The 19,950-nt window shown below is 38.0% G+C and carries 24 protein-coding genes and 2 tRNA genes; 20 read left to right on the forward strand and 6 right to left on the reverse strand.

What is annotated here, in order from left to right; translation table 11 throughout:
* Nucleotides 1-42: 42 nt before the first annotated feature.
* Entirely contained in the window at nt 43-1,056 is a 1,014-nt protein-coding gene (locus FC57_RS05085) for a serine hydrolase domain-containing protein (protein ID WP_007126396.1), read from the reverse strand.
* Nucleotides 1,057-1,143: 87 nt separating this feature from the next.
* Between FC57_RS05085 and FC57_RS05090 the strand changes: the two genes are divergently transcribed.
* Together FC57_RS05090 and FC57_RS05095 are read left to right on the forward strand one after the other, a co-directional pair.
* Nucleotides 1,144-1,230: transfer RNA gene (locus FC57_RS05090), tRNA-OTHER, on the forward strand.
* Nucleotides 1,231-1,235: 5 nt separating this feature from the next.
* A tRNA-Gln gene (locus FC57_RS05095) sits at nt 1,236-1,308 on the forward strand.
* 83 nt (nt 1,309-1,391) lie between these two features.
* Here FC57_RS05095 and FC57_RS05100 read toward each other — a convergent pair.
* A complete protein-coding gene (locus FC57_RS05100) occupies nt 1,392-2,744 on the reverse strand; it encodes a Mur ligase family protein (RefSeq protein WP_007126395.1) in 1,353 nt (450 codons plus the stop codon).
* Between the two features lie 147 nt (nt 2,745-2,891).
* Here FC57_RS05100 and FC57_RS05105 point away from each other — a divergent pair, with 147 nt between their 5' ends.
* The 18 genes from FC57_RS05105 (at nt 2,892) to FC57_RS05190 (ending at nt 16,873) form a co-directional block, all read left to right on the forward strand.
* Nucleotides 2,892-3,491, forward strand: coding sequence for a thymidine kinase (locus tag FC57_RS05105; protein ID WP_007126394.1), 600 nt, complete (start codon nt 2,892-2,894; stop codon nt 3,489-3,491).
* Between the two features lie 16 nt (nt 3,492-3,507).
* Entirely contained in the window at nt 3,508-4,596 is a 1,089-nt protein-coding gene (prfA, locus tag FC57_RS05110; protein WP_007126393.1) for a peptide chain release factor 1, read from the forward strand.
* Entirely contained in the window at nt 4,589-5,431 is an 843-nt protein-coding gene (gene prmC / locus FC57_RS05115; RefSeq protein ID WP_007126392.1) for a peptide chain release factor N(5)-glutamine methyltransferase, read from the forward strand. Before prfA ends, prmC begins: the two co-directional genes overlap by 8 nt.
* A 5-nt stretch (nt 5,432-5,436) precedes the next feature.
* Complete coding sequence (locus FC57_RS05120) at nt 5,437-6,438, forward strand: L-threonylcarbamoyladenylate synthase (protein ID WP_040529748.1); 1,002 nt, start codon at nt 5,437-5,439, stop codon at nt 6,436-6,438.
* Nucleotides 6,439-6,523: 85 nt separating this feature from the next.
* Nucleotides 6,524-7,153 carry a uracil phosphoribosyltransferase gene (upp, locus tag FC57_RS05125; RefSeq protein ID WP_007126390.1) on the forward strand — a complete coding sequence of 210 codons (630 nt, stop codon included), beginning with the start codon at nt 6,524-6,526 and terminating at the stop codon, nt 7,151-7,153.
* A gap of 123 nt (nt 7,154-7,276) precedes the next feature.
* Entirely contained in the window at nt 7,277-7,990 is a 714-nt protein-coding gene (gene atpB, locus FC57_RS05130) for a F0F1 ATP synthase subunit A (protein ID WP_007126389.1), read from the forward strand.
* A gap of 20 nt (nt 7,991-8,010) precedes the next feature.
* Nucleotides 8,011-8,223 carry a F0F1 ATP synthase subunit C gene (gene atpE / locus FC57_RS05135; RefSeq protein WP_007126388.1) on the forward strand — a complete coding sequence of 71 codons (213 nt, stop codon included), beginning with the start codon at nt 8,011-8,013 and terminating at the stop codon, nt 8,221-8,223.
* A gap of 57 nt (nt 8,224-8,280) precedes the next feature.
* Nucleotides 8,281-8,790 carry a F0F1 ATP synthase subunit B gene (atpF, locus tag FC57_RS05140; protein ID WP_007126387.1) on the forward strand — a complete coding sequence of 170 codons (510 nt, stop codon included), beginning with the start codon at nt 8,281-8,283 and terminating at the stop codon, nt 8,788-8,790.
* Entirely contained in the window at nt 8,790-9,338 is a 549-nt protein-coding gene (atpH, locus tag FC57_RS05145) for an ATP synthase F1 subunit delta (RefSeq protein ID WP_007126386.1), read from the forward strand. The genes atpF and atpH overlap by 1 nt, the downstream gene beginning before the upstream one ends.
* 14 nt (nt 9,339-9,352) lie before the next feature.
* Nucleotides 9,353-10,864: a F0F1 ATP synthase subunit alpha gene (gene atpA / locus FC57_RS05150; RefSeq protein WP_040529745.1), complete on the forward strand. Its 1,512-nt coding sequence runs from the start codon at nt 9,353-9,355 to the stop codon at nt 10,862-10,864.
* Nucleotides 10,865-10,874: 10 nt separating this feature from the next.
* Entirely contained in the window at nt 10,875-11,837 is a 963-nt protein-coding gene (locus FC57_RS05155) for a F0F1 ATP synthase subunit gamma (RefSeq protein ID WP_007126384.1), read from the forward strand.
* Between the two features lie 22 nt (nt 11,838-11,859).
* Entirely contained in the window at nt 11,860-13,299 is a 1,440-nt protein-coding gene (atpD, locus tag FC57_RS05160) for a F0F1 ATP synthase subunit beta (protein WP_007126383.1), read from the forward strand.
* 11 nt (nt 13,300-13,310) lie between these two features.
* On the forward strand, nt 13,311-13,751 hold the full coding sequence (locus tag FC57_RS05165; RefSeq protein WP_007126382.1) for a F0F1 ATP synthase subunit epsilon: 441 nt from the start codon (nt 13,311-13,313) through the stop codon (nt 13,749-13,751).
* Nucleotides 13,752-13,811: 60 nt separating this feature from the next.
* Nucleotides 13,812-14,042: a DUF1146 family protein gene (locus FC57_RS05170; protein WP_007126381.1), complete on the forward strand. Its 231-nt coding sequence runs from the start codon at nt 13,812-13,814 to the stop codon at nt 14,040-14,042.
* 83 nt (nt 14,043-14,125) lie between these two features.
* Complete coding sequence (gene mreB / locus FC57_RS05175; RefSeq protein ID WP_007126380.1) at nt 14,126-15,115, forward strand: rod shape-determining protein; 990 nt, start codon at nt 14,126-14,128, stop codon at nt 15,113-15,115.
* 13 nt (nt 15,116-15,128) lie between these two features.
* Complete coding sequence (gene yidD, locus FC57_RS05180; RefSeq protein ID WP_040529742.1) at nt 15,129-15,422, forward strand: membrane protein insertion efficiency factor YidD; 294 nt, start codon at nt 15,129-15,131, stop codon at nt 15,420-15,422.
* Nucleotides 15,423-15,430: 8 nt separating this feature from the next.
* Nucleotides 15,431-15,658 carry a DUF2969 domain-containing protein gene (locus FC57_RS05185; protein WP_007126378.1) on the forward strand — a complete coding sequence of 76 codons (228 nt, stop codon included), beginning with the start codon at nt 15,431-15,433 and terminating at the stop codon, nt 15,656-15,658.
* Between the two features lie 21 nt (nt 15,659-15,679).
* Entirely contained in the window at nt 15,680-16,873 is a 1,194-nt protein-coding gene (locus FC57_RS05190; RefSeq protein ID WP_007126377.1) for an FtsW/RodA/SpoVE family cell cycle protein, read from the forward strand.
* Between the two features lie 111 nt (nt 16,874-16,984).
* Here FC57_RS05190 and FC57_RS05195 read toward each other — a convergent pair whose 3' ends face one another.
* The 4 genes from FC57_RS05195 to FC57_RS05210 form a co-directional block, all read right to left on the reverse strand.
* Nucleotides 16,985-17,449 (reverse strand): universal stress protein, encoded by a 465-nt coding sequence (locus tag FC57_RS05195; RefSeq protein WP_007126376.1) that lies wholly within the window; start codon nt 17,447-17,449, stop codon nt 16,985-16,987.
* Nucleotides 17,450-17,510: 61 nt separating this feature from the next.
* Nucleotides 17,511-17,789 (reverse strand): hypothetical protein, encoded by a 279-nt coding sequence (locus FC57_RS05200; RefSeq protein WP_007126375.1) that lies wholly within the window; start codon nt 17,787-17,789, stop codon nt 17,511-17,513.
* Between the two features lie 316 nt (nt 17,790-18,105).
* Complete coding sequence (locus FC57_RS05205; RefSeq protein ID WP_007126374.1) at nt 18,106-19,422, reverse strand: replication-associated recombination protein A; 1,317 nt, start codon at nt 19,420-19,422, stop codon at nt 18,106-18,108.
* Nucleotides 19,419-19,892 carry a YueI family protein gene (locus FC57_RS05210; RefSeq protein WP_040529739.1) on the reverse strand — a complete coding sequence of 158 codons (474 nt, stop codon included), beginning with the start codon at nt 19,890-19,892 and terminating at the stop codon, nt 19,419-19,421. Before FC57_RS05210 ends, FC57_RS05205 begins: the two co-directional genes overlap by 4 nt.
* Nucleotides 19,893-19,950: the final 58 nt, after the last annotated feature.

A 19,950-nucleotide genomic window follows, 5' to 3' on the forward strand; every position in this document is an offset into this window, starting at 1 on the left:
TCCACTTTAGTGGGATTGTATCACACACAGTCGTCTTTTTTGTTACATTTTAGAATTTTCAGTCAAGAAACTGCGAATAATCTTTTCACGCATGGCTAAGAAAATTGTGTTGTGACCAGTAGGGTGGACACGGTTGGTTAATAAAATTAAACCTGATTTTTTGATTCGATCTAGAATTATTAATGTGCCAGTAAAACCGGTATGAAGAATGATTGGGTAATGATTTTGAGGATCAAAACGTAAGTCCCAGCCCCAAGAACGCGGTTTGACATTTTGTGGCGTTTTATCTTCGAATAATTGGCTAACCACGTCTTGACTATAAGGCAAGACATCTCGCTTGAGACCAAGATAGCCTTGGCTAAAAGTGATTAGATCACGCATGTTAGAAAAGAGTCCAGCAGAGCCACAATCCGCTCCTAACTGTCTAGCTTTAGGATCATGGGGGATGCCTTGCAAAACGTGACCATTAACAATTGCTGTGGGCACGCATTCTTCTTTTTTAGGCGAAAAAGTTGTATTAATGAGTGGCATTTGATCAAAAATTTCGTGGGTGGCAACTTCTTGTACGGGTTGATCAAAAATCTTTTTGATTACTAATCCTAATAAAATAAAGTTGGTATCTGCGTAGCGCATTTTATGTTCAAACTCATCAGTTACTGGCAAATTAATAAGTGCCTTAAGTAGTTCGTCATGATTCAATTCATCACGGTGGGGAATCCAACCACGAATACCACTAGTATGAGTTAAGAGATGATAAAGTCTAACCCGAGGATCTTTAAACTCAGGTATGAATTCTTGCAATGGTTCTGTGAAGTTGAGTTTGCCCTGATCATAGAGTTTGAGCAGCTCATTTTCTGTAGCCAAAACTTTAGTCAAACTAGCCAGATCGTATTCTGCGAATGGACTCAGCTGCGTAACTTCAGGATAGATGCTAGCAAAGCCGGTTGTTGATGTGAAGATTTGCTTACCTTTAATAAAAGTGTAATTAACACCAGGTACAACGCGTTCAAAGACCATTGATTCAATTAAATGTTGTGTTTTATTATAGTTGATCATTATGCACATTCACCATCCATTAGTAACATTATAGACAAAATGACTTGACAAGCATAGCCAAAAACAGCATAATAATGAATGTTGATTCGCCCGTTGGTCAAATGGTTAAGACGCTACCCTCTCAAGGNCTACCCTCTCAAGGTGGAGTTATGAGTTCAATTCTCGTACGGGTGATTTACTGGGATATAGCCAAATTGGTAAGGCACAGGATTCTGGTTCCTGGATGTTTGGGTTCGAGCCCCAATATCCCAATAATTAACAAGTCGCAGTGATGCGGCTTTATTTTTTTGTATAAAAAAGACGGTTCACATTTTTGTGAATCGTCTTTTGCTTTTTTACATACCAGCCTTGATGATCTTCTTTTCAGCCATTTTCTTTCTGAGTGCAAGCATTGCAGTATAAGTTGAAAGAATGTAAACCTTCTTGGTTGGTAAATTCTTAATTTCTTCAATTAAACTATCATCGTCTGGGTTAGTACTCATCTTACCTGGATCGAAGCCAGAGATTTCTAATCTAAAGCCCATATCGTGCCAACGTTGACCACCAACGAGAACTTTCTTAATCTTCTTGCGATTAAGACCTTCGAAGTCTGCATCCCAAATCCAAGAAGTATCAATCCCATCAGCATGGTTAGCGTTAAGTAAAGTTACCAATGAGTAATCATCCTTCTCGGTATTTAGCATATGCAATACTTCGTCCAAACCAACAGGGTTTTTAACCAGAATCAAATCGATGTCCTTGCCACCGTAATGAATTAATTCTTGACGGCCAAAGATTCGTTTATTTTCTGCAAAAGCTTGTGCAACCTCAGCTTCGGTTAAGCCAAAGTGACGAGCAACAGAGTAAGCAGCTAAAGTATTGTAAATGTTGTAAGTACCACCAATATTGATTGAGTAATCTTTCTTACCCATTTGGAATTTCAAACTGTTAGGAGTTTGATTAATGATCTTATTAACCGTAAAAGTTAAATCAGGACGATGATAACCACAGTTAGGACAGAAGAAATCACCTAAGTTAGCGTAAATTCTTTCATGGTAGTGCAAAATATGATCGCATTTTGGACAAAGGACGCCATCAGTATTAACTGGTGCCTTGAAGTCGTTGTCTGCTTTGTCATTTGCTAATTTAAAACCATAAAAGATCTTCTTGTTGGGTAACTCTACGGACGAGAAGATGCTGGCATCCCCGTTAGCAATAATGGTTGCGTCAGGAGCTAGCTTGATTCCGTTAACGATTTTGTCGTAAGTCGTGTAAATTTCACCATAGCGGTCCATCTGATCACGGAAAATATTCGTTAATACGAAAACGCTAGGATGAAGCAGCTTCGTTACCATTTTTACATTTGCTTCATCAACTTCCAATACAGCGATCTTGCGCTTAACGCGTTTATGCTTGTGAGCTAAGAAAGCAGTAACGATTCCTTGTTGCATGTTGGAACCGGATGGGTTGGTTAACACGTCGCCATACTTTTTCTTCAAAGCTTCAACAATTAAGGCGGTAGTCATGGTCTTACCGTTAGTACCGGTGACGATCACGGTCTCGTAGCCTTTAGATAATGAATTAAGCACATCTGGATCAATTTTCATTGCGAACTTGCCAGGAAAACTTGTACCGCCCTTCAAGACATTGTGCAAGAACCAGTAACTGGACTTCCCAGCAATTTTAGCGATTCCTGATTTAAAACTCATGTACATCCCTCACTTTAAAACTATGTTTTAGTTTAGCATAGAGCGGGGATTAAAACGAGTTTTACTATTCATTTAACTGCACAAATTTTATTTTTCCTCTATACTATTAAGGCAAAGACTTTTTGATCAAGAGGGAGGAGCCGAAAAGTGGCGCAATTATTTTTTCGTTATGGTGCGATGAGCAGCGGCAAAACGATTGAAATTTTAAAAGTAGCACATAACTACGAAGCCCAAGGTCGTAAGATCGCCCTAATGACTAGTGGCTTAGATAATCGTAGTGGCGTAGGAACAGTCGCCTCAAGAATTGGACTTCATAGGAAGGCGATTCCGATTACTAGTGAGATGAATTTATTTGATTATATCAAAAAAATGAATTCACAAGATTTGGCTGACGGCGATGGCAAATTAGCTTGCGTGTTAATTGATGAAGCTCAGTTTTTAAAGAGACATCATGTCTTAGAATGCGCTAAAATTGTTGATGAGTTCAACATACCTGTAATGACATTTGGCTTAAAAAATGATTTTCAAAATCATTTATTTGAAGGCAGCGAGAACTTATTGATTTTTGCTGATAAAATAGAGGAAATGAAGACTATTTGTCATTATTGTGGTCATAAGGCAACGATGAATTTGAGAATAAATAATGGCAAGCCTGTTTATGAAGGTGAACAAGTACAAATTGGCGGCGATGAGAGTTATTACCCAGTATGTCGTTTCCATTATTTTCACCCGGATGCTAAGAGATAGAGAGGATATTTAATTTATGGATAAAGTTATGGCTCAATTAGAGGGTTTAGTCGCCCACTATGAAGAACTGCAAGAAATGATGGCCGATCCAGAAGTTATTAATGATACTAAGCGTTATATGGAGATTTCTAAGGAAGAAGCCGACTTGCGCGAAGTTGTTCAAAAGTACAAGAAGTACAAGCAAGATAAGAAAGAACTTGAAGACAACAAGAAGATTATTTCTGGTGATTCAGATCCTGATTTAGTAGAAATGGCTAAGGAAGAAAACTCAGAAATTGAAAAAGAAATTCCTAAGCTAGAAGAACAAATCAAGATCTTAATGCTACCTAAGGATCCTAATGATGATAAAGATATCATCATGGAAATTCGTGGAGCTGCCGGTGGTGATGAAGCTTCATTATTTGCTGGCGATTTGCTCAGAATGTATGAAAAATACGCTGAAAGACAAGGCTGGAAAGTTTCTTTGATTGATTCCGAACCAACAGAAGTTGGTGGTTACAAGCGTGTTGCCATCATGATTACTGGTGACAAGGTTTACTCAAAATTAAAGTATGAAAACGGTGCTCACCGTGTTCAACGTATCCCAGTAACTGAATCTCAAGGTCGTGTTCATACTTCAACTGCCACTGTTGCCGTTATGCCAGAATACGAGCAAGTAGACATTGATATTGATCCTAAGGATATTCGTGTTGATGTTTATCGTTCAAGTGGTGCCGGTGGTCAGCACATTAACAAGACTTCTAGTGCCGTTCGTATGACTCACTTGCCAACTGGTATTGTGGTTGCTATGCAGGACCAACGTAGTCAGCAGCAAAACCGTGAAAAAGCAATGCAAATTTTGAAATCACGTGTTTATGATTACTATGAAAGTCAAAACCAAGCTAAATACGATGCTAAACGTAAGAATGCTGTTGGTACTGGTGATCGTTCTGAAAGAATTAGAACTTACAATTACCCACAAAACAGAGTAACTGATCACCGGATTGGTTTAACTATTAACAAGCTTGATCGTGTAATGAACGGTGAACTTGATGAAATCATCGATGCATTGATTCTTTACAATCAAACTAAGCAATTAGAGGAGTTAGCTGATAAGAATGCCTAATACTTTAAAAGATTTGCGCATTGAAGCTGGAGAAGCTGCTGAAGACATTCGACCAGAAGATGTGGATTATGTTTTGGCTGAAAGACTTAATTTAACACCCAGTGAATTTGAAATGAAGCAAGACATGGTTTTATCCGATGAGCAGGTAAAACAGGCTAATAAAGATATTAAGAAGCTAGCTAAAGGCGTTTCCCCGCAATATATTTTGGGCTATGCTTGGTTCTTAGGTTATAAGATCATGGTTCAACGTGGAGTTTTGATTCCTCGATTTGAAACTGAAGAATTAGTTGAATGGGCTCTGCAGTCATTGAAGTCAGGCAATAAAGTTTTAGATTTAGGTACCGGTTCGGGATGTATTACTGTTGCTTTAGCAAAAGAAGCAGAGAAAAAAGGCATCAAGGCTCTAACTTTATATGCGAGTGATGTGACCGATACTGCTTTAAGAACAAGTGAAGAAAACTTCTTGAATTATCATCTTGATGTGACAACACGTAAGGCTAATGTCTTAATTGGCTTGGAAAAATTTGATCTGATTATTTCTAATCCACCATATATCAAAACAACTGAAAAGAATGTAATGGATAAGAACGTCTTGCAAAATGAACCTAAAGAAGCTCTTTTTGCAGGTAAAGATGGTTTAGACTTCTACAAGAAGTTTGCTAAGCAAGTTCGTGATCACTTGAATAGTCATGGCGAATTCTTCTTGGAATTTGGTTTTAGCGAAGAGGAACAATTAAAAGAACTATTTGCTAAGGAATTACCTGATTTTGATATTGAATTTAGAAAAGACATGGCCGGTAAGCCACGCATGATTCATGGAAGGTGGCAAAAATAAAAATTATGGAAACTAAGATTTTTAAAAAAGATCAATTGGATGAAGCTGTTAAGTTACTGGCAAAAGGTGAACTGGTTGCTTTTCCAACAGAGACAGTTTATGGCTTAGGAGCTATTGCAACTAATGAAAAGTCTGTTAAGGGTGTTTATGCTGCTAAAGGGCGTCCTAGTGACAATCCATTAATTGTGACTGTTTCTGGTGAAAAGATGATGGAACGTTATGCTAAAGAGGTCCCAGAAAGAGCTAAGAAATTGATCAAGCATTTTTGGCCAGGTCCTTTGACTTTACTTTTATTTGTAAAACCAGGTACTTTACCAGATGCTGTAACTGGTGGTTTGGATACAGTAGCTTTCCGTTGCCCTGATGATCAGTTGACTCATGATTTGATTGCTAAATTAGGTTATCCAATCGTTGGTCCATCTGCTAATACTTCGACTAAGCCCAGTCCAACAACGGCCCAACATGTTTACCATGACTTAAAGGGAAAGATTGCTGGCATTATTGACGGTGGTCCTACTCGTGTTGGTTTGGAATCCACGATTATCGACTTATCTGTAAAGACACCCATTGTTCTTCGTCCCGGTGAGATTACACCAGAAGAATTAAGTGAAGTTTTAGGTGAAAAAGTTTTAATCAATACTGGTAAAGTTGCTGATAAAGATGTGCCTAAGGCTCCTGGCATGAAGTATCGTCACTATGCTCCAAGCGAACCAGTTATTGTTGTTGACGATCCAGCTGATTTTAGCAAGATTAACTTTAATGAAAAAACTGGTGTGGCTGCTTTAGGTTCAGTTTTGGCTAAGATTGATTTGCCTAAAGAAAATAAATTTGATTTGGGCAATAATCTGGTTGATGCCGATCACAATTTGTTTGGCGGTTTGCGCTACTTTGATGATATGGATAATATTGAAACGATTTATGTGCAAGGATTCAATGAAGGCGAAGAAAGTTTAGCTTATATGAATCGTTTGAACAAAGCAGCTGGCGGACATCATTTTAATAAATAAAAAATAAGGCGCAAAGGGCTTTAAACCCTTTGCGTTTTTGATTAAAATATTTAGTGATTAAGTTATTTGATAATAGGAGGCATATATGGGAAAGTTTGTAGTTTTGGATCACCCATTGATTCAACATAAATTGACAATTATTCGTCGCAAGGATACGGGTTCAAATGAATTTCGTAGAATTGTCGGTGAAATTGGTGGTTTGATGACTTATGAAATCACAAGAGATTTGCCACTTGAAGATGTTGAAATCGAAACGCCAATGGGTAAGACAGTCCAAAAAGAAATTGCTGGTAAGAAATTGACAATTGTGCCAATTCTGCGTGCTGGTATGGGAATGCTTAACGGTGTTCTTGAGATGGTACCATCAGCTAAGATTGCGGTTATCGGTATGTATCGTGATGAAAAGACTTTGAAGCCACATGAATATTTCTTCAAGGCTCCAAAGGATATTGCTGAACGTGAATGCTTAGTCGTTGATCCAATGCTTGCAACTGGTGGCTCAGCTAATGATGCTATTGCTGCATTGAAGAAGCGTGGCGTTAAGGAAATTAAATTAGCAGTTTTGGTAGCAGCTCCAGAAGGTATTAAGGCTGTTCAAAAGGAAAACCCTGATGTTGACATCTATGCAGCAGCTGAAGATGAAAAATTGATGCCTAATGGCTACATCTTCCCAGGTTTAGGGGATGCCGGTGACAGATTATTCGGCACTAAGTAATCGTCCTTTTTGAAAAAAATATTAGCTCTAATGCGCTTTCATGTTACACAAAGATGATTTTTGGTGTTAAGATGATTTACGTGTTCGAGTTTTATTCAACACGAGAAGGGAGGTCACGAAGTAATGGAGAAATCATTTGTTTTTAAATTCATGGGCTTGAATTTTGATCTTACTGGGATCATTGGTTCAACGCTAATGGCTTTAGCAGTTTTTCTTATCTGCATTTGGCTTGCACGAAAAGTAGAAATGAAACCAAACAAGAGACAAAATGTATTCGAATATCTGCTTGATTTCACTAACGGTATCGTTAATGATAACGTTAGTGATGTAGATGCAAGGAAGCATTTGTCACTGTATGCTTTTGTTTTATTCCTTTTCATTTGGTTCATGAACCAATTAGGGATGTTCCTTGAAGTCAAAGTTGATGATTGGGTATTTGTAAAATCACCAACTGCTGATCCAGTAGCGACAATGACGTTTGCAATGATGACCTTGCTTCTATCGTTCACATTTGGCGTACAACGATTTGGCGTTGGCGGATATTTGAAGAATTATACGCAACCAGTTGGTTTTATGCTTCCAATTAACATAATTGAAGAGTTCACCAACTTCTTAACCCTATCATTACGTCTTTATGGGAATATTTATGCTGGTGAAGTTTTGCTAACATTAATCGGTAATGATCTGGCACATGCCGGTGGACCATTCACATTGATTCTAGCAGCTCCATTAGCCATGATTTGGCAAGGTTTCTCTGTCTTCATTGGCTCTATCCAGGCATATGTTTTCGTAACTTTGTCAATGGTTTACATTGGTAAGAAAGTTACTACAGAATAAATTTTTGGAGGTATAAATTTATGAAATATCTAGCAGCATCCATTGCGGCTGGTTTAGCAGCTTTGGCCGCATCATTTGGTAACGGTAAAGTTATTTCAAAGACTCTTGAAGGTATGGCTCGTCAACCTGAAAGTGCAGGTAACTTAAGAGCAACAATGTTCATTGGTGTTGGTTTGATCGAAGCCGTTCCTATTTTGTCAGTCGTTGTTGCCTTCTTGATTCTTTTCCTTTAATCGAAAGTCAAAAGTTTTTAGTTGAAGGATTTAATTAAAAAGAGAGAAGGGCAGTAAATGACTATTCAAACATTGTTTGCAGCCTCACATCATATTTACCTAGGTAATGCTATCTGGTATTTAATTTGTTTCGCCATCTTGATGCTTCTCGTCAAGCACTATGCTTGGGGTCCAGTATCAGATATGATGGAAAAGCGGCGGCAAAAAGTTATTAATGACTTGGATGCAGCTGCAAGTGATCGTAAAAAGGCTGAAACGCTTGCTAATGAGCGTGAAGCTGCCTTGAAGAACTCAAGACAAGAAGCGACACAAATTCTCTCTGACGCTAAGAGTAATGCGCAAAATACTGGCAAAGAAATCGTAGCAAGTGCTAACGAAGATGCGGCAGCAATTCGAAAGAAAGCAAATGAGGAAGCTGCTAAGGCTAAAACAGATGCTTTGAATTCTGCACGTGATCAAGTTGCTGATATTTCTGTAGCAATTGCTGAAAAAGTTATTGCTAAGAATTTATCTGCTGAAGACCAAAAAGATTTAGTCGACCAATTTATTAAGGGGTTGGATGATTAATGGCTTTAAGTAGAGAAGAAATAGCTGCACGCTACGGTGCCGCTTTGTTCGGTTATGCGCAAGATAGTAAAGTACTCGACACTGTTTATGAAGAAATGGCGGAATTAAAAAAAGCAGTTACTGCTAATCCCAAAATCATCAGTGTCCTCAGCGATCCTATTTTAAGTAGTAAAGATAAAAAGTCTGTATTGACTGCAATTGAAAAGGATTTTTCAGATGAAGTTCAAGGCTTTTTGAATTTGTTACTTGAATATAACCGCTTTGGCGATTTGGTTGATATTATTGACCGTTTCGTTTTGCTTTATGATAATGAAAAGAAGATTGCATCTGGTATAGCAACTACTGCTATTAAACTAGATGATGATCAGCTTAAACGTTTAGGTAAAAGTTTCGCTAAGAAATATAACCTAAATAATGTGCGTCTTGAGAATAAAGTTGATCCAAGTATATTAGGCGGCGTGGTCCTTCAAGTTAAGGACCGTGTGATTGATGGATCAGTTAAAAATAAACTGAAGAAGATCCGTGCGCAAATAATTGATAAAAATTAAAAGAGGTGAAACCATTGAGCATTAAAGCGGAAGAAATTAGCTCCTTGATCAAGCAACAACTTGAACATTACGATGATAAGCTCGATATCAACGAAGTTGGTGTTGTAACTTATGTTGGTGATGGTATCGCCCGGGCTCACGGACTTAATGATGTATTAGCTGGTGAGTTGTTAAAATTTGATAACGGTTCATACGGTATTGCGCAAAACCTTGAATCTAATGATGTTGGTATCATTATTTTGGGTCAATTCGATAATATTCGTGAAGGTGACCGTGTTCAAAGAACTGGTCGAATCATGGAAGTTCCTGTTGGTGACGCCTTAATCGGTAGAGTAGTTAACCCATTGGGTCAACCAGTTGATGGTTTAGGTGAAATCAAAGCCGACAAGAGTCGTCCTATCGAAGCTAAAGCTCCTGGTGTTATGGACCGTCAATCCGTTAAGCAACCACTTCAAACTGGTATTAAGGCTATTGATGCCTTAGTTCCAATTGGTCGTGGTCAGCGTGAATTGATTATCGGTGACCGTAAGACTGGTAAAACTAGTTTAGCTATCGATACTATCCTGAACCAAAAAGGACAAAACGTAATTTGTATTTACGTTGCTATTGGTCAAAAGGAATCAACCGTTAGAACTCAAGTAGAAACTTTAAAGCGTTTTGGCGCAATGGATTACACCATTGTTGTTGAAGCGGGCCCAAGTGAACCAGCACCAATGCTTTATATTGCACCATATGCTGGTACTGCTATGGGTGAGGAATTTATGTACAATGGCAGGGACGTATTAATCGTATTTGACGACCTATCCAAACAAGCCGTCGCTTACCGTGAACTTTCCTTGCTTCTCCGTCGTCCGCCTGGTCGTGAAGCCTACCCAGGTGACGTCTTCTACTTACACTCACGTCTTTTGGAACGTAGTGCAAAGTTGAGTGACAAACTTGGTGGTGGTTCATTAACGGCCTTACCAATCATTCAAACTGAAGCCGGAGACATTTCAGCATATATTCCAACCAACGTAATTTCTATTACTGATGGTCAGATTTTCTTGCAAAGTGATTTGTTCTTTGCTGGTACTCGTCCAGCCATTGATGCCGGTAACTCAGTTTCTCGTGTTGGTGGTAACGCACAGATCAAGGCAATGAAGAAAGTTGCTGGTACTTTACGTACTGACCTTGCTGCTTATCGTGAACTTGAAAGTTTCGCTCAATTCGGTAGTGATCTTGATCAAGCAACTCAAGCTAAGTTGAACAGAGGTCAAAGAACTGTTGAAGTTTTGAAGCAACCACTTCATGATCCAATTCCTGTTGAAAAACAAGTTTTGATTCTTTATGCTTTGACACATGGTTACCTTGACTCTGTTCCAGTTGAGGACATTAGCCGTTTCCAAAATGAATTGTTTGATAACTTTGATAGCAGTCATGCTGATTTGCTTAAGACAATTCGTGAAACTGGTGAATTGCCTGATGATAAGAAATTATCAGCAGCCGTTGAGGAATTCAGTGAAAGCTTTACACCAAGTAAGAAATAGGAGGTAGATTATGCCTGCATCTTTACTTGAGTTAAAGAGAAAAATTGCTTCAGTAAAACAAACTGGTAAAATCACAGAAGCCATGAGAATGGTTTCTGCATCAAAATTGAATCAAACTGAAAATCGTGATAAGGGATATACCGTTTATAACGATCATGTTCGTCAAACGATTTCACGTTTAATCAGTTCTCAAGTTGTAGATAGTTTACGTGACAAAGATATCTCTATCGATAAGAACAATGTTGCGAAGATCGACTATACTGATGTCTTTGGCTTGGGAATAACAGCTGATATGATTCAACCACGTAAGCATATCAAGACTACTGGTTTCTTAGTTGTAACTGGTGACCGTGGCTTGGTTGGTTCTTATAACAGCTCTGTTATTAAGAATATGATGAGCATCTTTGAAGATGAACGTGCTCAAGGACACGAGATCAAGGTGCTTGCCGTAGGTTCTGTTGGTGCACAATTCTTTAAGAAGAATAACATTAATGTTGTTTACGAAAAAGATGGTGTATCTGACGTACCAACTTTTGATGAGGCTTTACCAATCGTTTCAACTGCAATTAAGATGTTTTTGAATGGTGTATATGATCAACTTTATGTATGTTATACGCACCATGTTAACTCATTATCATCTGCATTCCGTGTTGAAAAAATGTTACCAATTGTCGATTTGGATATTGGCGTTAAAGAAGCTGAAGCACATAAAGAATTAGAATATGATATCGAACCTGACGTTAACAGCGTATTAATGAAGCTGCTTCCACAGTATGCTCGTTCAACAATCTATGGTGCTATTTTGGATGCTAAGACTGCAGAACATGCTAGTTCAATGACAGCTATGCAGAGTGCGACTGATAATGCTAATGATTTGGTATCAAACTTAACAACAAAATTAAATCGTGCTAGACAGGCACAAATTACTACTGAAATTACCGAAATTATCAGTGGTGCAAATGCCTTAGAGTAATAAAGAAAAGGAGGTAGATGTTTTGAGTGAAGGTGAAATCGTTCAAGTAATCGGCCCAGTTGTCGATGTTAAATTCCCAACCGATAAGAACTTGCCTGATATTAACAATGCCTTGCGTGTACTTAAATCCAAGGATGAAAGCATTGTCCTTGAAGTTACGCTTGAGCTTGGTGATGGTGTGTTAAGAACGATCGCCATGGAATCTACCGATGGTCTTCAACGTGGTATGAAGGTCGAAGATACTGGTGCTCCTATTTCAGTTCCAGTTGGGGAAGATACTTTAGGTCGTGTGTTCAACGTTTTGGGTCAACCAATTGATGGTGGTCCAGAATTTCCAAAGGATCACCCTCGTGAAGGTATCCACAAGGAAGCACCTAAGTACGAAGATTTGACTACCAGTCGTGAGATCCTTGAAACTGGTATCAAGGTTATTGACTTGCTTGAACCATATGTACGTGGTGGTAAAGTTGGTCTGTTCGGTGGTGCCGGTGTTGGTAAGACAACTATCATTCAGGAATTGATTCATAACATTGCCCAAGAACACGGTGGTATTTCCGTATTTACTGGTGTTGGTGAAAGAACTCGTGAAGGTAACGACCTTTACTTCGAAATGAAAGCTTCAGGCGTTTTAAGTAAGACTGCCATGGTATTTGGTCAGATGAACGAGCCGCCTGGTGCCAGAATGCGTGTTGCATTAACTGGTTTGACTCTTGCTGAATACTTCAGAGATGTTGAAGGTCAAGACGTATTGCTCTTTATCGACAATATCTTCCGGTTTACTCAAGCTGGTTCAGAAGTTTCAGCTTTGCTTGGTCGTATGCCTAGTGCCGTAGGTTATCAGCCAACTTTGGCAACAGAAATGGGTCAATTGCAGGAAAGAATTACTTCTACTAAGAAGGGTTCAATTACTTCAATTCAAGCCGTTTATGTTCCAGCCGATGACTATACTGACCCAGCTCCATCAACCACATTCGCACACTTGGATGCTACTACTAACTTGGAACGTAGCTTAGTTGAACAAGGTATTTATCCAGCTGTTGACCCACTTGAATCATCTTCAAGTGCCCTTGACCCAGAAGTTGTTGGTAAAGAGCATTATGAAGTTGCTACTCGTGTGCAACACGTTTTGCAACGTTACCATGAATTACAGGATATTATTTCTGTTTTGGGTATGGATGAATTGTCAGATGAAGAAAAATTGATCGTTGCACGTGCACGTAAAGTTCAATTCTTCTTATCACAAAACTTCTTTGTTGCTGAACAATTTACTGGTGTACCAGGTTCATATGTTCCAATTAAGGAAACCATTAAAGGCTTTAAGCTTATTTTGGATGGTCATCTTGATGATTTACCAGAAGATGCCTTCCGTGGCGTTGGCCCAATTGAAGATGTTTTGAAGAAAGCACAAAAGATGGGTGTAACTCCAAGTGATCCAGAAGCTAAAGCATTGCTAGAAAAGTAGGGTGATGTCAAATGGCAGATCCAGAAAAACTTTTTAGAGTAAATGTGGTAACTCCTAATGGAATGATCTATTCCCACCGTGGAAGCATCGTTGATGTACGCGCTGTTGATGGTGAACGTTCTTTGATGTACAACCACTTACCATTATTGACTCCACTTGTAATTAGTGAAGTTAAGGTTAAGCGTAGTCGTGAAATGAGTTCGAGAATCGATCACATCGCTATTAGTGGCGGTTACATTGAATTCTCTGATAATGTTGCGACAATTATTGCTGATAGTGCTGAACGTGCTAGAAATATCGATGTTTCTCGTGCTCAAGCCGCTAAGGAAAGAGCAGAGAAGCGTTTGAAGGAAGCACGTGAAAAGCATGATGAACGTACTGAAGAACGTGCTACAGTTGCTTTGAAACGAGCACTTAACAGAATCAGCGTTTACAACACTAAAGGTCACTAGAAGAGTAAAAAGACGGATGCAAAATTTGCATTCGTCTTTTTTTGTTAATAAGGAAAAAATATGTTTCAATTAGGTGTTCACGCTATTATTAGCATTATTATTTATTTAATTGCTGTTGGTTTATCATTCCAAGCGATGAAGGCTGTGCAATTAGATAAAATTATTCGTAAAGGTCGAATTTTTGAAACTCAATTGTTATATTTATTTGGTGCGATTGCCTTAGGATTTTTAGTAGGCAATTTTGTTATTACCTTTATTGATACTTCAATGCAACTTAGTAATTTGTTTTAAAGATTGTCTTAAAACAAGGAGAGTGAAGGAAACTCTTTGTTATTTATGGTAAAATGGACCATGAATAATTATGGAGGGTTATCGTGGCACGAGATATAGGAATTGATTTGGGGACAGCTAATGTATTAATCAATGTCTCTGGAAAAGGAATTGTTTTGAATGAACCTTCTGTAGTTGCTGTAAATACCGATACCAACAAGGTAGTTGCAGTTGGCTCAGAGGCATATGAAATGGTAGGTAGAACACCAGGTAATATTCGCGTAATTCGCCCACTTAAGAATGGTGTAATTGCGGACTTTGATATTACCGAAGAAATGCTGTCCTACTTTATTGAAAAGTTAAACGTAAAAGGTTTTATGTCTAAGCCTAATATTTTGATTTGTGCTCCAACAGGAGTCACTTCAATTGAGCAAAAGGCAATTATCCAAGCTGCCGAAAAATCTGGTGGTGGCAAGGTTTACCTTGATTTCGAACCTAAAGTTGCTGCTGTAGGTGCAGGGTTAGATATTTTTAAGCCTCAAGGCAATATGGTAATTGATATCGGTGGTGGTACTACCGATGTTGCAGTTTTGTCAATGGGTGAGATTGTTACTTCACGTTCACTTCGCTATGCGGGTGATCGGATGAATCAAGCTGTAATTAGCTATATCAAGAATAAGCATAACTTGCTCATTGGTTCTAGAACAGCTGAACAAATTAAGATCGAAATTGGTAGTGCATTTGAGCCTGATGAAGATCAACAAATTACTGTTCGTGGTCGTGATGTAGTTGATGGTTTGCCAAAACAAACTACAGTAACTGCACCTGAGATTCAATCAGCTTTGCATCCAGGACTAATGTCAATTATCGCTGCAGCTAAGGAAGTTCTTGAAACTACACCACCAGAACTTTCTGCCGATATTATTGATCGTGGTATTATGCTTACTGGTGGTGGAGCATTATTAAAGAATATTGATAAGTTGATTTCATATTACTTGCAAGTTCCTGTATTAACAGCTGATCATCCACTTGAGGCTGTTGCTTTAGGTACAGGTACCTTGCTTAAGAATATTGAAAAACATCAACGTCACTAAGTGAGGAGATTACTTGCGTAAGATTTTGATTTTTTTAGTGCGAGTTTATCAGAAATTAATATCTCCACTCTTTCCACCAAGTTGTAGATATTATCCAACATGTTCCACATATATGATTGATGCTCTCAAAAAACATGGCCCTATTTTAGGGTTAATTATGGGAATCTGTCGTATACTTAGGTGTAACCCATTTATTCGTGGTGGAGTGGACCCTGTTCCTGATAATTTTACTATTTTTCGAAATCCACATCCGGAGAAATATGAGGATGAAATTATTGCATCGAAGTTTCATCCGGATAGCAAGTAGGAGGATCTATGTCAAAAAAATTAGAAAATATTGATATTGAAGTTAATGAACTTAAAGGTAAGAGCTTGCTAACGTGGGAAGTTGTTATTCCAAATAAGAAGTCCATTGGTTTAATTGAAAAAGTTGAAGGCCGTTATCGTGCTACTACTACCAAGACTAGCAACGTTTTGTTTGCTAATAGTCTTGAAAGCAGCATCAATGATTTGCTTTCATACTTCACATTACATGAAAAATAATATATAAGTAGTGATTATTTAATGGCAAAAGTTGAAAATGAAACGAGTCTGATGGACCGATTGGCTTGGAATGCAATTATTCCAATCGTAATCTTGGCCCTAATCAGTTTGTACTGTATTTATGTAGCTGCTTTAGGGGACCCGAGTCATATTGGATCTCCGGTAAAGGCTGTGCTAATGCAAGCAATCTGGTATCTGATTTCTATTGCAATTGTGGTAGTTGTCATGCAGTTCGATGCGGATCAACTATTTAAGATTGCACCAATTTTCTTTGGAATCGGCATTTTCCTGCTAATAGCAGTATTATTCTTATATAACCGTAGTACATTTGCTGATACTGGAGCAAAGAGTTGGTTTAAGTTAGGACCGATTACCTTTCAGCCATCAGAAATAATGAAACCGGCATTTATTTTGATGTTGGCTCGTGTAGTTAAGGATCATAACGATAAGTATGGTCATACGATCAAGTCAGATTGGTTGTTACTAGGAAAAATAGTTGCTTGGCTTGCTCCAGTTGCAATATTATTAAAATTGCAAAACGACTTTGGTACTATGCTGGTTTTCATCGCCATTGTAGGTGGCGTAGTTTTAGTATCCGGAATTTCGTGGAAAATTATTATTCCGCTTTATGGGATAGTAATTGTTGGTGCGATTGCCGTTATCTTGCTAGTGGTTACGCCAGGTGGTCAAGCATTATTAAGCCATTTCTTCCAGGCTTATCAGTTTGAAAGAATTAAGTCTTGGCTTGATCCATCTGGTGATACTTCATCAGGTGCTTACCAATTATGGCAGAGCATGAAGGCCATTGGTTCAGGACAATTATTTGGTAACGGTTTTGGTAAAGCTAGTGTCTATGTTCCAGTTCGTGGATCTGATATGGTTTTCTCAGTAATAGGTGAAAACTTTGGTTTTGTTGGCTGTGTAGCTTTGATTTTAGTTTATTTATACCTAATTGTTCAAATGGTTAAGATATCGTTTGACACTAGAAATATGTTTTATTCTTATATTTCTACTGGTGTTATTATGATGATCTTGTTCCACGTTTTTGAAAATATTGGTATGAATATTGATCTATTACCATTGACAGGTATTCCATTGCCATTTGTTTCGCAAGGTGGTTCTGCTTTGCTAGGAAATATGATTGGCATTGGTTTAATCCTATCAATGAAATTCCACAACCGAGATTACATGTTCAGTACAGCTGGCGACTTTTAGAGAATATTTTTAAGCATTTGGGTAGATTTGCTCAAATGCTTTTTCTATACAAAAAAGGATTCAAGCAATCTTGATTGATACTTGAATCCTTTTTTAATGAAAAATATTTAATTATTTCTCTAAAGCATTAGCAATTTCTTCAGCACGGCATACTAAAACGTCACACTTTGAAGTTCTAGTTACGTATTCAGTAACACTACCAATAAGCAAACGTTCAACAGCGTTCAAACCAGTAGCACCTACAACGATCAAATCAATGTTGTGCTTCTTAGGGAAGTCGTGACCGATAATTGTCTTAGGTGAACCGAATTCAATTGAGTAATGAGAATCCTTAACGCCAGCCTTAACAGCACGAGCTTGGTAATCCTTCATTCTCTTTTCGGCATCCTTTGAAACTTGTTCAACCATTGCGGAATCAAAGCTAGAAACGTTTTGGAATGAACGAGTATCGATTACGTGTAAAATTTCCAAAGTTGCGTGGTTACGTTTAGCGATGGCTACAGCCTTGCTGAAAGCTAAATCAGCTTCTTTTGAACCATCGACAGAAACTTGAATATTCTTATATTGTGAAAGCATTTTCTAAGCACCTCTTCCTAACTTCTATTTTACCAAAATTTTGCTTGTTATTAGGAATTAATTATTCTTTATTCGTAATTGATAAACCAAATGCCAAAATGGTAAGGGAAGCAAGGAATAAAATAATTAGGTTCAAATACTTGTTTCCCATAAATAAAATAATAATTCCAATGACGCTTTCAATTAATAGAGCGATTGAAGTCCACTTCAGAATATTAGCTAGATGTGGATCGCCACCAACGTCATAAATCAAAAAATGACCATTTCTTCTGTGCCACATATACCAAGCAGTTAATAACAAAAGAAAAATAAAAACGATCATTACGATCTTAATTATCATATTTATATCAAACTCCAATTATAAAAAAAGACGGTCAACTTAAGACCGTCTCATTTAATATTCTAAAGAAATCCGAGTTGACTAAACATAGCATAATGACGCTTGTTGAACCCGCAGTGTTCAAAATTTGAGCTGACGTCGCAGCGAATATGGATCTTGCGCTGAGGCAATGTTCCGATTCGGTAGTTATTCGCCAACTCCCACGTCTTATAGTTTGATCGGTCAACTTTATACATTTAAGCTTGTCGATCAACTCAGATCACTTATTATAATACGCAATATTATTAATTTTGTCAATAATCATGAATGCGCTAACTTAGCTATTCTGGTGGTGTTTTTGCAAATCAGCTTGTTGCATCTTTTTCAGTTTCTGATAGATCATTTTATATCTTTCTTCGACTTTAGAATTTCCTTTAGGTGTGAAATAGCTAGCGTTTATTAAATTATTAGGCAGATATTGTTGAGCGACCCAATCGTTTTGATAATCGTGTGGGTAAAGATAATTAATACCATGACCTAATTTCTTAGCTCCAGAATAATGCGCATCTTTTAAGTTAGCTGGAATAGCTCCTAACTTTTTGCTTCTGACATCGCTAAGAGCGGTATCGATGGCTGAAATTGCACTATTACTTTTAGGTGATAATGCCAGCTCAATTACAGCATTAGCTAAAGGGATGCGAGCTTCTGGCAAGCCAACCATTTGAGCAGCTTGAATAGCTAACATTGCATGTTCAGCAGCAGCGGGATTTGCTAATCCAATATCTTCGTAAGCAATAACGGATAGACGCTGGCAAATTGAGATTAAATCACCAGATTCAATTAATCTAGCCAAATAATGTAATGCTGCATCAGTATCGGACCCTCTGATAGATTTTTGAAAAGCAGAAACTAAGTCGTAATGCCCATCTCCTGAAGCATCAAAATTCTGAACTTTCATTTGAATAGAATCTGCCATTTCTTTCTGTGTAATTAGAATAGTAGAATCATCTTTTTGTTCATTTTTTAATTCTTGCTTAGTAGATAGGACAGCTAGTTCAAGGCTGTTTAAAGTGGATCTTAAATCACCGTTGCCTTTTTCGATTAAAAGTTTGCGTGCATCATCAGTTAGTTTGACATGATACTTTCCCAAACCATTTTCTTTATCTGTAAGAGCTCTATCGATGGCTTTAGAGGCATCTTCACTAGAAAGAGGCTTTAATTCGAAAATCTGACAACGAGAACGAATAGCAGGAGAGATCGAAATATAGGGATTTTCAGTTGTCGCACCAATTAAAATGATTTGTCCAGATTCTAATAAAGGCAAAAGAAAATCTTGTTTTGTTTTATCTAAGCGATGAATTTCATCAAGAAGTAAAACAACTGTACCACTCATTTTGCCTTCTTCAGCTACTTGTTGTAGTTGCTTCTTACCATCTGTTGCAGCATTGAGCTTTCTGAAAGCATATTTAGTTGAACCGGCTATAGCACTAGCAATACTGGTTTTACCAATGCCTGGTGGGCCGTAAAGGATCATAGAAGATAAAAGGCGAGCTTCAACCATTCGACGAATGATCTTGCCAGGACCAATCAAATGTTGTTGACCAACAACTTCATCAAGATTTTTAGGTCGCATACGATATGCTAATGGTTTCATTTTTTATCTCCATGAAACAGACGATGCCAAAATCCTTCACGCTTCTTGTTAGTTGTATCAAGCTCTAATCGAGGCATTTCAGGAGCATAGACTTGGTTAATCTTGATTCGCTGACGATTAATAGCTTTATTGGATACAACTAAAACTGCGGTGTCATGAGGGCCTGTTTTGGCTGTTTCATTATTTACTAAGGTAAAAGGAATATCATGCTTGCTACAGCTGGCTTCAACATCTCCTAAAAAGCCATCATCAGTAATATTACCGTTGATTAAAATAGTATAACCTTTGAAATCAGTAACATGTTTTAAAAATAGGGAAGTTAATTTAGAATCTTTAACTTCAGTATTATCCATTCGAATGAGGCAGCGTTCACGCAAAGAACCTAAGAAACGTCTGCGTTCGTCAGGTTTGGTTTGTGGTGTAATGCCTTGAGCAGCTTGCTCAACGCGTTTGTTTAAGTCTTCAGTCATGTAATCATCCTTTCTGCTTAGTATTAATTGTAACAAAAAAACCTTTCCCATAATGGGA

Origin of the sequence: Lactobacillus ultunensis DSM 16047 (assembly GCF_001436305.1) — a bacterium.
In the GTDB taxonomy this organism is placed as follows: Bacteria; Bacillota; Bacilli; order Lactobacillales; family Lactobacillaceae; genus Lactobacillus; species Lactobacillus ultunensis.

What these genes read in the sequence shown, in the direction of transcription:
- FC57_RS05085 (WP_007126396.1), bottom strand. Translation starts at nt 1,056, where the DNA reads ATGATCAACTATAATAAAACACAACATTTAATTGAATCAATGGTCTTT.
- FC57_RS05100 (WP_007126395.1), bottom strand. Translation starts at nt 2,744, where the DNA reads ATGAGTTTTAAATCAGGAATCGCTAAAATTGCTGGGAAGTCCAGTTAC.
- prfA (WP_007126393.1), top strand. Translation starts at nt 3,508, where the DNA reads ATGGATAAAGTTATGGCTCAATTAGAGGGTTTAGTCGCCCACTATGAA.
- prmC (WP_007126392.1), top strand. Translation starts at nt 4,589, where the DNA reads ATGCCTAATACTTTAAAAGATTTGCGCATTGAAGCTGGAGAAGCTGCT.
- FC57_RS05120 (WP_040529748.1), top strand. Translation starts at nt 5,437, where the DNA reads ATGGAAACTAAGATTTTTAAAAAAGATCAATTGGATGAAGCTGTTAAG.
- upp (WP_007126390.1), top strand. Translation starts at nt 6,524, where the DNA reads ATGGGAAAGTTTGTAGTTTTGGATCACCCATTGATTCAACATAAATTG.
- atpB (WP_007126389.1), top strand. Translation starts at nt 7,277, where the DNA reads ATGGAGAAATCATTTGTTTTTAAATTCATGGGCTTGAATTTTGATCTT.
- atpE (WP_007126388.1), top strand. Translation starts at nt 8,011, where the DNA reads ATGAAATATCTAGCAGCATCCATTGCGGCTGGTTTAGCAGCTTTGGCC.
- atpF (WP_007126387.1), top strand. Translation starts at nt 8,281, where the DNA reads ATGACTATTCAAACATTGTTTGCAGCCTCACATCATATTTACCTAGGT.
- atpH (WP_007126386.1), top strand. Translation starts at nt 8,790, where the DNA reads ATGGCTTTAAGTAGAGAAGAAATAGCTGCACGCTACGGTGCCGCTTTG.
- FC57_RS05155 (WP_007126384.1), top strand. Translation starts at nt 10,875, where the DNA reads ATGCCTGCATCTTTACTTGAGTTAAAGAGAAAAATTGCTTCAGTAAAA.
- FC57_RS05165 (WP_007126382.1), top strand. Translation starts at nt 13,311, where the DNA reads ATGGCAGATCCAGAAAAACTTTTTAGAGTAAATGTGGTAACTCCTAAT.
- FC57_RS05170 (WP_007126381.1), top strand. Translation starts at nt 13,812, where the DNA reads ATGTTTCAATTAGGTGTTCACGCTATTATTAGCATTATTATTTATTTA.
- FC57_RS05185 (WP_007126378.1), top strand. Translation starts at nt 15,431, where the DNA reads ATGTCAAAAAAATTAGAAAATATTGATATTGAAGTTAATGAACTTAAA.
- FC57_RS05190 (WP_007126377.1), top strand. Translation starts at nt 15,680, where the DNA reads ATGGCAAAAGTTGAAAATGAAACGAGTCTGATGGACCGATTGGCTTGG.
- FC57_RS05195 (WP_007126376.1), bottom strand. Translation starts at nt 17,449, where the DNA reads ATGCTTTCACAATATAAGAATATTCAAGTTTCTGTCGATGGTTCAAAA.
- FC57_RS05200 (WP_007126375.1), bottom strand. Translation starts at nt 17,789, where the DNA reads ATGATAATTAAGATCGTAATGATCGTTTTTATTTTTCTTTTGTTATTA.
- FC57_RS05205 (WP_007126374.1), bottom strand. Translation starts at nt 19,422, where the DNA reads ATGAAACCATTAGCATATCGTATGCGACCTAAAAATCTTGATGAAGTT.
- FC57_RS05210 (WP_040529739.1), bottom strand. Translation starts at nt 19,892, where the DNA reads ATGACTGAAGACTTAAACAAACGCGTTGAGCAAGCTGCTCAAGGCATT.